The sequence below is a fragment of the Nocardia sp. NPDC051030 genome (genome assembly GCF_040683015.1).
Taxonomy (GTDB): Bacteria; Actinomycetota; Actinomycetes; order Mycobacteriales; family Mycobacteriaceae; genus Nocardia.
On sequence record NZ_JBFBCD010000001.1, the window covers coordinates 263,027 to 275,081 of the forward strand.

General features: G+C 66.4%; 13 protein-coding genes and 1 pseudogene. 5 read left to right on the top strand and 9 right to left on the bottom strand.

What is annotated here, in order from left to right; all coding sequences use genetic code 11:
• Positions 1-22 precede the first annotated feature (22 nt).
• The 5 genes and pseudogenes from AB0N05_RS01225 to AB0N05_RS01245 all read right to left on the bottom strand — a co-directional run.
• Positions 23-232 (bottom strand): annotated as a pseudogene (locus tag AB0N05_RS01225) (dihydrofolate reductase family protein); the annotation flags it as partial.
• Between the two features lie 170 nt (positions 233-402).
• Positions 403-819, bottom strand: coding sequence for a DNA-binding protein (locus AB0N05_RS01230; protein WP_364685854.1), 417 nt, complete (start codon positions 817-819; stop codon positions 403-405).
• Complete coding sequence (locus AB0N05_RS01235; RefSeq protein ID WP_364685857.1) at positions 795-1,106, bottom strand: hypothetical protein; 312 nt, start codon at positions 1,104-1,106, stop codon at positions 795-797. The genes AB0N05_RS01230 and AB0N05_RS01235 overlap by 25 nt, the downstream gene beginning before the upstream one ends.
• Positions 1,107-1,182: 76 nt before the next feature.
• Entirely contained in the window at positions 1,183-2,091 is a 909-nt protein-coding gene (locus AB0N05_RS01240) for an alpha/beta hydrolase (RefSeq protein WP_364685860.1), read from the bottom strand.
• Between the two features lie 108 nt (positions 2,092-2,199).
• Positions 2,200-2,772: a dihydrofolate reductase family protein gene (locus AB0N05_RS01245; RefSeq protein ID WP_364685863.1), complete on the bottom strand. Its 573-nt coding sequence runs from the start codon at positions 2,770-2,772 to the stop codon at positions 2,200-2,202.
• Between the two features lie 134 nt (positions 2,773-2,906).
• Here AB0N05_RS01245 and AB0N05_RS01250 point away from each other — a divergent pair, with 134 nt between their 5' ends.
• Positions 2,907-3,554, top strand: coding sequence for a TetR/AcrR family transcriptional regulator (locus tag AB0N05_RS01250; protein ID WP_364685866.1), 648 nt, complete (start codon positions 2,907-2,909; stop codon positions 3,552-3,554).
• Positions 3,555-3,682: 128 nt separating this feature from the next.
• Entirely contained in the window at positions 3,683-4,507 is an 825-nt protein-coding gene (locus tag AB0N05_RS01255) for a MarR family transcriptional regulator (RefSeq protein WP_364685869.1), read from the top strand.
• Positions 4,508-4,520: 13 nt separating this feature from the next.
• Here the strand turns inward: AB0N05_RS01255 and AB0N05_RS01260 are convergent, their stop codons facing one another.
• Together AB0N05_RS01260 and AB0N05_RS01265 are read right to left on the bottom strand one after the other, a co-directional pair.
• Positions 4,521-5,249, bottom strand: coding sequence for a GAF and ANTAR domain-containing protein (locus tag AB0N05_RS01260; protein WP_364685872.1), 729 nt, complete (start codon positions 5,247-5,249; stop codon positions 4,521-4,523).
• Between the two features lie 47 nt (positions 5,250-5,296).
• Entirely contained in the window at positions 5,297-6,088 is a 792-nt protein-coding gene (locus AB0N05_RS01265) for an ANTAR domain-containing protein (RefSeq protein ID WP_364685875.1), read from the bottom strand.
• A 372-nt stretch (positions 6,089-6,460) separates the two neighbouring features.
• Between AB0N05_RS01265 and AB0N05_RS01270 the strand changes: the two genes are divergently transcribed.
• Entirely contained in the window at positions 6,461-6,802 is a 342-nt protein-coding gene (locus tag AB0N05_RS01270; protein WP_364685878.1) for a Clp protease N-terminal domain-containing protein, read from the top strand.
• Between the two features lie 41 nt (positions 6,803-6,843).
• On the opposite strand, the gene AB0N05_RS01275 is transcribed toward AB0N05_RS01270, so the two are convergent.
• Both AB0N05_RS01275 and AB0N05_RS01280 read right to left on the bottom strand, forming a co-directional pair.
• Positions 6,844-7,578, bottom strand: a complete 735-nt coding sequence (locus tag AB0N05_RS01275) for a GAF and ANTAR domain-containing protein (protein WP_364685881.1) — start codon at positions 7,576-7,578, stop codon at positions 6,844-6,846.
• A 41-nt stretch (positions 7,579-7,619) separates the two neighbouring features.
• On the bottom strand, positions 7,620-8,345 hold the full coding sequence (locus AB0N05_RS01280) for a GAF and ANTAR domain-containing protein (protein WP_364685884.1): 726 nt from the start codon (positions 8,343-8,345) through the stop codon (positions 7,620-7,622).
• Between the two features lie 157 nt (positions 8,346-8,502).
• Here AB0N05_RS01280 and AB0N05_RS01285 point away from each other — a divergent pair, with 157 nt between their 5' ends.
• Together AB0N05_RS01285 and AB0N05_RS01290 are read left to right on the top strand one after the other, a co-directional pair.
• Complete coding sequence (locus AB0N05_RS01285; protein ID WP_364685887.1) at positions 8,503-11,433, top strand: BTAD domain-containing putative transcriptional regulator; 2,931 nt, start codon at positions 8,503-8,505, stop codon at positions 11,431-11,433.
• Positions 11,434-11,576: 143 nt separating this feature from the next.
• Positions 11,577-12,008 (top strand): hypothetical protein, encoded by a 432-nt coding sequence (locus AB0N05_RS01290; RefSeq protein ID WP_364685890.1) that lies wholly within the window; start codon positions 11,577-11,579, stop codon positions 12,006-12,008.
• Positions 12,009-12,055 lie beyond the last annotated feature (47 nt).

Genomic DNA, 12,055 nt, shown 5'->3' on the forward strand with positions numbered 1-12,055 from the left:
GCCTGCCCGTGCGACTGCGTAGTCAGCGGACTACGTCGAAGATGTTCTTCTGCAAGCCGTTCGCGTAGGACTGGGATTCGACCAGCTTCAGTTTTTGGGTGTCCTTGTCTGTGGCGCTGAAGTGGCGCTTGCCCGCGCCGAGCAGGAGGGGGAAGACCAGGAGGTGGTAGCGGTCGATGAGGCCTGCGTCGGATAGGGCGTGGTTGAGGGAGGCGCTGCCGTGCATGATGATTGACAGGTGGGACAACATGTCCCAAGCGGAAGAAATGCGGTCACGGATCCCCGGAGCCGCCGCAGTCATCCCGCCGGGGTGTGGACATAACGCCCACGAGGATTGCCCGACCCAGGCCAACCCCGCCTTGCGCGGCTTCCTGGACTGAGGCAGCGCGGCGGCGTCCCCGCCTATACCCCCACGATGCGAATCTGCTTGCCACACAGCTTGGTCATGTCATCCACGTCCGAAGTCAAGATCACCGTGGGCTTTACCGCGCGCAGCGCCGTCACGGCCACCACGGCGTCAATGGCGCATTTATGACCGTGCAGGCCAGTTTCGCGGAGTAGATCGATTGCGTGGAAGGCGATTTCATCCGTCACGGGTTCGATCCGCAATCGAGACAGATGCCAGCGAAAACGATCGTTCTTGACCCGCATGTCGTATGCCTCGATGGGCGTGAGGGCACTGACGATGACCCGGAAATCGTTGTCTTGCGCTTCGCGGACGTACGCGGTGACCCTTTGATCCGCCGCACACCACTTCGACAGCCCTTCACTATCCAGAACAAGCGCTCCAGCGCTCAGTCTGCTTCGCGCGCGTGCCACTCACTGTCCCCCTGCAGCTCAGGCGAGGACTTCACCTCGCGGAACAACGCCGCCGCCTCATCCTTGATTTCCTGCGGAACAACCCCGGCTTGTTCTTCATTGGCAAGCAACGCCTCTTCGAGTAGATCCCGCTCGATCTGGCGCTCAACGGCAGCATCCACATAGGCCGAGAACCCGCGTGAGCCAACTCGCTCCCTGACCGCCCGGATATTCCCCGCCCTCAACGAGACGCTGACCTTCGCCGCCGGCCCAGAGCCCGGGGGGTACTCCTCAGGTAGTGCAGTCACACGGCAACTTTACTACTTGAAGTAGGAAAGCGCACGACCGAAGCCCAGTCGGAATCGGCACATCCCGTTCCGCCGCCTACGCAGGGGAAGAGCGGCGGTTGAGGAAGGTGGTGATCATCGGGGAAAGGAGTTCGGGGCGGTGGACGCCGGTGACGTGGGAAGCGCCGGGGAGGATGGCGAGTTCGGAGTCGGGGAGTCCGGCGGGGGTGTCGCCCATGATGCCGCCGCCGTGGAGGCGGAACATTTCGACGGCATGTTCGGGGAGGATGATGTCGGAGTCGGCGATGATGGTCAGGGTTGGGGAGGTCATGGCTCGCACCGCATCCGTCGCGAAGGTGGGGGTGTGGGCGTCCATGTCCTTCATCTTGGCGATCAGGACCGGGAAGTCCTGCGGGCGCGGTGCATTGGTTAGGTAGTCCTTGTGAAACGGTGTGCCGTATAGCATTTCTGGTTGCAGATCGGTGATGCCATCGAGCAGGCCGGGGTGTAATCCCGTGGGCGACAGACTGACCGAGAGCAGCACCAGTTTGCGGACCACCTCGGGGTGTCGCAGTCCGATGTCGAGTGCGACACCCGCACCCATGCTGTAGCCGAAGATGTCGGCCCGGTCGACTCCGATCTGCTTCAGCAGGGCGACAGTGTCGTCGGCCATGTACTCCGTACGCAGCGGCCGGTCGATATCGGCGGTGTGCCCGTGCGACTGCTGTTCGACCGCGATGATCTGGCGGTCCTTGGACAACAGGGGAATCAGGTCGCCGAAGTCGGTGCCGATGCCGGACAACGCGCCGTGCAACAGCACCAGTGGCGGCTTCTCGTTCGCCTGCCCGTGCACCTCGTAATACATGTCGAGGCCGTTCACCTGAGCGTGGCGGCCGGGCTGCGGCCGGGCCGAGGATGCGGCGGATGCGGTGGAGCCGTCGCCGCATCCGGCCAGGACCGCCACAGCGGTGAGGGCGGAGAGGGCGACCAGGGCGGACTTGAACATGGGATGCTCTTCTCAATGATGAAAGTGGCCGCGAGGCTGCGGCCCTCGTGGGTTCTCCGAAGGAGACGGTCATCGAGGGCCGATTTCATCGAAGCCGCGGCGGCGTAGTCAGCGGACGACGTCGAAGATGTTCTTCTGCAAGCCGTTTGCGTAGGACTGGGATTCGACCAGGTTCAGTTTTTGGGTGTCCTTGTCTGTGGCGCTGAAGAGGCGCTTGCCCGCGCCGAGCAGGAGCGGGAAGACCAGGAGGTGGTAGCGGTCGATGAGGCCCGCGTCGGACAGGGCGCGGTTGAGGGAAGCGCTGCCGTGCATGATGATCGGGCCGCCCTCGGTTTCCTTGAGCTTCGCGACTTCGTCGATCGAGCGCAGGATCGTGGTTTCTCCCCAGTTCGACACCAGGTCGTCGTCGGTGAGCGTGGTGGAGACTACGTATTTCGGCATTTCCTTGTATCCGGCGAAGTCGGGCATATCCGGCCAGACCGGGCTGAATGCCTGGTAGCTGGTGCGGCCCAGCAGAATCGCTGTGGATTCCTCCTGCTCCCGCCCCTTGATCTCGAATGCTTCGGGGAGGAAGTCGAGGTGCTTGAAGGTCCATCCGGTGTTGCGGTAGCCGGGCTCGCCGCCCGGGGCCTCCACGACGCCGTCGAGGGAGATGAAGGCGGAGCTGATCAGGGTGCGCATGGGGATCTCCTGGTAGGGGCTTGGTTTTACTATCTGAACGCTGTACAGAACAAAAGATACACGACTTCTGGACGTTGTCCAGATAGAATCTGAACAACGTCCAGAAAACCTGTCCAGCACAGCCAGGAGCAGCGATGAGTGACACCGCGGCCAAGTCGGCCCAGCGAACCACCTACCGGCACGGCGCATTACGAGAAGCCCTCTTGGAGGCGGGAGTGGCTATGGCGCGCGAGGGCGGTGGGCCCCAGGCGATCGTGCTGCGTGAGGCGGCCCGGCGCGCGGGGGTCGCACCGAACGCGGCTTACACGCATTTCAAGGATCGAGAAGCGCTGGTGCAGGCCGTCGCCCGGGTCGCACTCGCGAGGCTGGCCGCGACCATGACCGCCGAACAGGACGCGCTGCCGGAGCCGGGCACCGCCGCTGCGCGGGCGCGGGCGCGCTTTCGAGCCATCGGCACGGGGTATCTGCGATTCGCGCGTGAGGAACCCGGGCTGTTCCGCACCGCTTTCGCGACTCAGAGCGACGTGTCCGCGGTCGCGGAACCGGCATCGGCAGGACCCACCGGGCGATCGGCGATCGAACTGCTCGCCGATGCGCTCGACGGCTTGACCGAAGCTGGTCTGCTGCAGCCCGAAAGGCGGCCCGGCGCAGAGTTTCTCGTCTGGCCGACCGTGCACGGACTGGCGTACCTGGCCGTCGACGGACCGCTTCGTTTTCTCGAACCCGACCAACTCGACGACCTCACCGCCCAACTCCTGGACATGATCGACCGTGGAATCTGATGAGCGCGTTCAGCGGCAACATCGCCAAGTCGATGAGTTCGGCCGCTGCGTGGCGTCTACTTCAGCGACACTTCCGCCGTGATGGGGCGCGAAGTGAAGCAGCCCCTGCTGAGAAGGAGTGTTGAGCGATGTCACACGTGCAGGCCAAGATCCACCGCATGTTCGAGCTCGTGGAACCCGTTGCCACGGTTACCTTCTCCGCGTTGGTGGACGAGGCATTTCGTGCCCTGGGCATGCGCAACTATTGGGATGGATATTTCGCGGGGCGGGCGGCACCGTTGGGGCTGGCACCGGCCGCGGTGGTGCATGCGGTCTTCTACAACTTCGCCGATGGTGAGGTGGCGCGTCATATCCCTTGGGTCTGGGGCAAGGTCACCCCGCAGGAGGCGATCGCCGTGCGGGAGCGCAGTAGCGCCGACGCGCTGCGGCAGCAGATCGGGGAGCTTGCCGAGTCTCCCGATCTGGTGCGGGTCGCCGAGCTCGCTGCTCGGGCAGCTGTCAGTGCGCCGACCGAGGGGCGCCCGCTGTACGCCGGGCTGCGGGCGCTCGCAATGCCCGAGGATCCGGTGGCAGGGCTGTGGCATGCGGCGACGCTGCTGCGCGAGCATCGCGGGGACGGGCACAATGCGGTCCTCACCGCACAGGGCATCGGCGGCATCGAATCTCACGTTCTCATGGCTCTGTCCCTCGGAATGAAGGCCGAGAAGTTCGGTCGGATCCACCACCTGCCCAAGGCACAGCTGGCCGCAGTCCTCGACGGGTTGCGCGACCGCGGCCTCGTGGACGCCGCAGGGGGATTCACCGACACCGGCCGGGAAACCAGGCAGCGGATCGAGGCGCTCACCGATGAATTGGCGGCGTCGGCGTACGACGTGCTCAGCGCGGACGAACTCGACGAGTTGATCGCGAAGCTCGAACCGATTGCCGCCGCGGCAAAGACCGTCGACGACTGAGCCGCGATATTCGTCAGGCGTGGCCGGTGATGCCGTTCAGGTCGACGGTGCGATCGACCACCGCGTGCGCGAGTTCGGACAATCGCAGACTGTTGGTGCGCGCGTACTCGCGCAGCTTCCGGTAGGCGGTGTCCATATCGAGTCCCGCCCGTTCGGCGAGCATGCCCTTGGCTTGCTCGATGATGACCCGGGTGTTCAGGGCGGTATCGAGCTGTTCGTTGACGGTGAGGGAGTCGGCCAGGAGGCGGGCATGCAGAATGCCGATGGTGGCGAAGTCGGCGAGCGCCTGCGCGATCCGCAAATCCTCCGCGCTGAACGCACCTGTAGCGGTCGTGAAGAGGTTCAGTGCGCCGATGCGTTCGGAATGCAAGCGCATCGGAAGCGCGCACATGCTGCGAAACCCTTGGCGGCCCGCGTATTCGGCGAAGGCGGGCCACCGCTGCGCGGAGGCGTCGATATCGCTGACGAGGACCTGCTCCCCGGTGGCGTACGCCTGCAGGCACGGCCCCGCGGCCGACTGGATCTGCAGCAGCTCCAGCAGCCGGGTCTCTTCCGATGTCGAGGCGAACACCTGCAATGTCCCGCCGCCGTCGGCCAGCAGTAGCCCGGCCGCGTCCGCCGCCAGCAACTCGACGCTGGCGTCCACGAGGTCCTGGGTCAGTTCGACCGGGTCGTATTCGAGGACCAGGGTGTCGACCAGCCGCATCAGCGCGGCGGTCAATGCTCCGTCTCGAGCTGCCATGTCACTCACCCTTCCGGTTACCGATCCTAGGACTTCCCGCATGACGCTCACACCCCCGCGACCGGATCGGGCGCCGCACCCCGGGACGACCGGCCGTCGGCCTCGGGTTCCGGTGAGAACCGCAGCTTGCGAGCGACCACGTCGGCGGCCACCTCGGGCAGCGCCTGCCCGGTGGCGAACGCATGACCCACGAGCCGGGCATATGCCGTTGCCGCCGGGCAATCCAATTGCACCGCAACCATTCCGGTGGCTTGATGGATCTCGCGCGTCGACACCGGCTGTTCCCACCACTGCCCCGCGGCGGCCGCGTCGATCTCGGTCCCGTGGTTCGCGGACGGAAGCGTCGAGAGCAGGAGCGTGGTGATGGCGTTGGCGACCTGCACCGCATCCTGGTAGCCGGACCGGGTCGTCACGATGTCGTCCGCGTCCAGCAGATCGAGGAATCCCACCTTGATGGCGCCCATTCGCAGCGGGACCGAGCACATCGCCCCGAGGGGTCCGGTGCCGTCCCACTGTGCCAGCAGCGGCCAGCGACCGGCCGACAAGGAGTCGGCGAAGCTGTGCAGCCGCACGGGCACACCGGCGTGCAGCGCCTCCGGCCCGGGTCCCTCGCCCACGGCGGCCTGGGCATCGGCGAATCGCGCGGCGTTCGCGCCCGCGACACCCAAGACCTCCCAACGGCCATCCGGCATGGCCAGCGTGATCGCCGCTTCCGCCGCGGCCAGCACCCGCACACTCGCCTCGCACAGCTCGTTGCCTCCCGAGAAGCGGGCGATGGGCCCGGCCCCGTCCCGGAGGGTGGTCAGGAAGCGGGTGACGGCGGAATCGGCGATAGTCACTCGCTGCCGCCGCCCGATTGGCGGCCATCGGCCATGGTGCGCTCCCTGTCCGAGCTGGCGCCCGTAAACCCGAGTCGACAGCGCAGTCCGTCATCTCTGAACCGAATTCCGGCCGCCCCGACAGCCTAGGCCATCTCGGTGGGCGGTCCGTCGAATGAGACTGCGGGCCACGGTCACTTCCCGCGGAGGAAACCGTTCGCCCGGTTCGTCTGGTGGGCTTGCGGTTTGTTTGTAGGTGTTTCAGCGCTTCAGGTGGACAATGATGGGAATTACCACGCTGACCTGGTGATATGTCGCCTTTGTCGGCATCATGGCTCTTGCTCTGGTCCCCGGCAATCCATCCCGATCGCCCATACGAGACTGGAGACGACAGTGACAACGACGCCGCGCACCGGTAATGAGGAGTGGGTCTCTCCGCCCACCAAGACGACGGACATGACCCACATCGATGGATGGATCACCGCAGAACTCGAACAGGTGCTACAACGCGCGGTGGATCTCGCCAACGCCAGCGGGCACCGGCAAATGCATGTGGAACACGTCGCGCTCGCGATGCTCGAGGACCCGCAGTCCCGGGCCCGCACGGGGTGGAGAGGTGCGCTGACGGCGACGCAATGGCAGAAAGTACTGTCCAACGCTCTGCCTGCCCGGCATGTCGAACGAGACCAGCCTCGGCAGGTCACCGACATCTTCTGCTGGCGTTCCTCCCGCTGAACCGGACCGGTGCGGCGCTCCGTTACACCCCCGATCGCGGTTCAGAGGCCGGAGCCATCGAGTAGCGGCGCCATATCGGTGGCGCCCTCGACGACGGCGCGGGCGACGTCGGTGAGGCGCAGGTTGTTGGTGCGGGCATAAGCGCGCAACTGCCCGAAGGCCTTGTCCATGTCGAGTCCGCGACGCTCGGCGAGTATGCCTTTCGCCTGTTCGATAATGACGCGGGTGTTCAACGCCGTCTGCAGCTGCCGGTTGATGGTCTCCGACCTGGTGGCCGCACGCTGGTGCAGAATCCCGATGGTGGCGACATCGGCCAGCGCCTGCCCGACGAGGATGTCCTCGGGCGACAAGACACTTGCGGTGGCGGAGAACAGATTCAGCGCTCCGATTCTTTCGTCGCGCAGCCGCAGCGGCAGCGCGCACACCGCATGGAACCCGTCCTGGATCGCGCGATGCGCGAACGCGGGCCACCGATCCGGCTCGACCGTCAGATCCTCGACCAGCACCACGACGCCGGTCTGAAAGGCGAGCAGGCACGGACCGGCCTCCGATTGCACCTGGAACAGTTCCAGCAGTCGGGTCTGTTCGCTGGTGGAGGCCAGGACCTGCAATCCGTCACCGGGCGCTGCCAGCAGGATGCCCGCGGCGTCGACAGCCAGCAGGCGCACGCAGTCATCGACGAGGCGCTGCGCCAGTTCTATCAGGTCGTAGTCCGCGACGAGGGTATCCGCCAGTTCCACGAATGCCTTCACGAGCGGGCCTTCTCGCTCCATCATGACCGCCTCCTATTGCGTTTCGATTCGATATCCGTTGCGGGTCATGGTGTCTCGGTCACATCGCTGAATCGCAATCGGCGCGCCACCACGTCGGCGGCGACTTCGGCCAAGGTGAGTCCCCGCGCGAAGGCGTGGGCTTGCATGCGGGAGTAAGCGTCACGAACGGGGGCACCCAGTTGTACTGCGACCATTCCACTCGCCTGATGGATCTCGCGGGTGCGAAGCGCGGAACTCCACCACTGCCCCAGCACCATCTCGACGCTGTCGGCGTCGGCGTGCTGATCCGACAGCAGGATCGCTGTCACCATCGTCGCGACCGAGGACACCGCCGCCCACTGCGCCCTATCCAGATTTCCCGGCTTCTCACAGAACAGATCCAGCACACCCAATCGGGCGGCCCCGGCTTGCAACGGAATCGAATAGACCGCCCCGGACTCCCCGCGGTCCATCATCGCACCCAGGAGCGGCCATCGGTGCTGGATCAACGCCCTGTCCTCGACCACCACCACCTCGCATCCCAGGGCCGCGTCGATTCCCGGGCCCTGCCCCGCGGTGGCCTGTAATGCCTCGAACCGGTCGGCGACCGAATCGCTGGCGCACAATACTTCCCAGCCGGTATCGGTGGCATCGATCGCGATCGCGGCACCCTGCACGGCCAGCACCTCGACACAGGCCACACAGATGCGCGACGGCCCGACGAACCTGCGCGGTACGGCCGCCAACGCCGCAAGGAAACGCTCCGAACCCACCATATCGAAGCCGCTCACCACCCACTCGAAGCCGAAGCCACCTCGTTGCTCGCGACATCCGCACCGACGGCTGGACGAACGACCCGAGTCACGCTCGCCTCCTACGGTATCGCGGCAGCCCGGCCGCAGGCGACACCGCAAAAGACTGGTTATTACCAGTGCCTACGATGTTCGTATGCATGACATTCGGTTCGCGGTGCTCGGTCCGCTCACTGTCGAGCGTGGTACGGAGTCACTCGACACCGGATCGCCGCAGCGGCAGGCGGTGCTGGCGGCATTGCTGTTGCGGCAGCACCACACCGCGAGCTTGGCTCAGTTGATCGACGCGGTGTGGGGGTCGGAGCCACCGGCTCGGGCAGCGGGCGCGATTCGCAACCACATTGCGGATCTGCGGGCCGTGCTCGAACCCGGCCGCCCGGCGCGCACGCCGCCGACGATGCTGGTTTCGGCGGGTGACGGTTATGCCTTGCGGCTGCCGCCGGGCGCGGTCGATGTCGAGATCGCCGCCGAGACCGTCCGTCTGGCGACCGAGGCCGAACAGGCCGGTGATCCGGTCCGCGCCCACGGCCTGCTGACCGAACTGCGATCGTTGTGGCGCGGGGAACCACTGTCGGGAGTGCCCGGACCGTACGCCGAATCCCAGCGCACGCGGTTCATCGAACGCCGGTTCGCGGTGCGCCGCACCCGCATCGATCTGGAGCTCACCCTCGGGCGGCACGCGGAGCTGATCGGTGAGTTGGTGGCCCTCACCGCCGAACATCCCTTGGACGAGTGGCTGCACGCCCAGCTCATGACGGCCCTGTCGCGGTCGGGCCGCCCCTCCGAGGCCCTCGACGTGTACACCGATATCCGCCGGACTCTCATCGATGAACTCGGTGTCGAACCCGGTCCGGAGTTGACCGCCCTGCACCGGCACATCCTCGCCGGTGATGAGACGGCGTATCCGCCACAACCGGCCGTTGCCCCGGCAGCCCGGCAGGCCACCGTTCCGGCACCGCGCCCACCGGCCCAATTACCCTCCGACATAGCCGATTTCACCGGCCGCACCGATACCGTGCCACACCTCGTCAGCCAGCTGCGCGCCCGCGATGGCAGGGCGGTGACCATCTCGGCGATCTCCGGCATGGGCGGAATCGGCAAGACCACCCTCGCGGTGCACGTGGCTCACCTCGTCCGCGCCGACTTCCCGGACGGGCAGTTGTATGTGAACCTCGACGGCATGGGTGCGCACCCCGCCGCACCCGATGTCGTGCTCGGTGGCTTCCTGGTGGGACTGGGATACGCGGAGGGCGACCTGCCGACCGCCCTGGCCGAGCGAGCGGCATTGTTCCGAACCGCTGTGGCGGGCAAGAATGTTCTGGTCGTATTGGACAATGCCGCCGACGCCGAACAGGTCCGGCCACTGCTCCCCGGCACCGCCGGCAGCGGAGTACTGATCACCAGCCGGACCACGCTCGCCGGACTGTCCGGGGCGACACTGGCACCCATCGATGTGCTCGCCGTCGACGAGGCCATGCAGCTGTTCACCCATATCGTCGGCTCGGAGCGGGTGGCGGCCGAGCCCGAGCCCGCACAGCGAATTGTGTTTGCCTGCAAGGGTCTTCCCCTGGCGGTGCGGGTCGCCGCAGCTCGCTTGGCGGGGCGGCCGCAGTGGTCGCTCGGCGCGGTGGCCGACCGGATCGCCCGGGACCGATCGCTGCACGAGTTCGCCACGGGTGACCTCGCGGTGGAAACGATCTTCCAGCTCAGCTATCAACAGCTCGATGCCGAACTCGCGCGAGCCTTCCGCCTGGTCGCCGTGCCCGAAGTGCCCGACCTGCCGATCACCGCCATCACCTGGCTGTTGCAGCGCACCCACGCACATGCCGAGCAGCTGTGCGAGACCCTGGTCGATCTGAACCTCTTGCAGATCACGGCATCCGGCCGCTACCGCTATCACGATCTGCTCCGGCAGTTCGCGCGCAATCAACCCGACGCCGAACGGGACACCGTGCTGGCGAGGCTGCTCGATTTCTATCTGGCGTCCGCGAAATCCATTACGGCCGAATGCAATCGCGGCACCCGGCTGCCGGAACACCTGTCCGCGACCACGTCGACCGGGGAGCTGTTCCCCGATGCGGACGCCGCCCGGGACTGGCCGCGCCGCGAACACGCCACCCTCGCCGCCCTGTACGCGCACGCCGCCGCCGACGCGGGACCGGCGATCACCCTCGCCGCCGACCTCGCCTGGGCGATGTCCGAAACCCTGTTCGCCGAGTCCGAAGATGGCCTGGAAGTGAGTCATTCACTGCTGGCCCTGCTCGACGGGGCGGTCCGAACCGGAAATACCAGGGCCGAGGCGCGGATCCGGACCGCCATGTACACCCATCACAACCTGGTCTCCGGTCAGTACGGCGACGACACTCGCAGCAGCTATGCCCGGGCCGCCGCACTGGCCGCCGAGGCGGATGATCGCCGCCTACTCGCGACGACGGACCTCGTGCTCGGCGCTCTCACCATGGTCACCGATGCCGCCGCTGCCATTACGCTATTCGAGAGGGCCGCAAAGCTTTTCGGCGATATGGATGATCTGTGGGGTAATGGCTGGGCCACGGCCCTGGCCGGTTGGGCCAATGCCGAAGCCTGTCTGCTGGATTCGGCGGAGGCCGCGGCCGACCGCGCACTCCGCCTCGGCGGCGTGGCCGGGAGCCGATTCATCGAAGCCTTCGCCATGAAGACGCACAGCCGCGTGGCGCTGCGGCGGGATCAGCCCGAGGAAGCAGTTCGCCTGTGCACCACGGCATTGGCCTACGCCCGGCAGACCCGGCATCGGCTATTGCAGGGATGGGTGTCGACCCGGCTCGCCGAGGCACAGATCGCTGCCGGAGACCCGCACTCGGCGGCGGTGAGCGCACGCGAAGCAGTCGACAGCATCTCCCGAACCGGCGATCCGGTGACACTGGCCTCGGCCCTGAACGCCTACGGGCAGGCATTGAGTGCACTGGGCCGAGATCGCGAAGCACTGGACGCGATCCGCTCCGCCCATGACCTCGCCGTGCGACTCGGACTGACCAATGAAACCGAGCTGCGCGACAGGCTGGCCACCCTGCCGGAATCTCTTCCATAACAAGGACATCGAACGGCAAGCACCGGCGAATCAGCATTCGATCACCGCCCCCGCACACGGCCCGGTTCGACGCTGATCGCCTCCTGATTGCGGGCGGGCACGATCACCGGGTCCCGGACGCACCGGGACGTCAGGAGATGAGAATGCGCTTCACCACGTCACCTCGCCGCCGAATGCTTACCGCCCTCGCCGGTCTGGGAATGCTCGCGAGCATCGTCGGCACCGGCTCCGCCACCGCGGTACCCAACACCGGTTCGGGAGCGGCTCCCGGCCAATGCGCCGGGCCGGATATCGCACGCGTCTGCGTCGACACCGACAGCACGCGCGGCACGATCGAGTACTGGAGCTACACCAGTTACCCCAATGGCGACCGCTGCAATCTGGTGCTGCAACTGATGGACGGCGACTGGCCCGTATTCACCACCCCGTTCGCCTGCGGCACCAATTTCACCTCGCATACGCCGGGCGGTCTGGCCAATCCCGCTGCCGGGCACAGCTACCACGCCGAACTCCAGGTGCATTGGTCCGACGGCCGAGTGGACCACTACGCGAGCCCGAGCGTGACCTTCAACTGATCAGACGCCACCGGCCATTCACGACTACGGCTGAGAGATCTGAACCA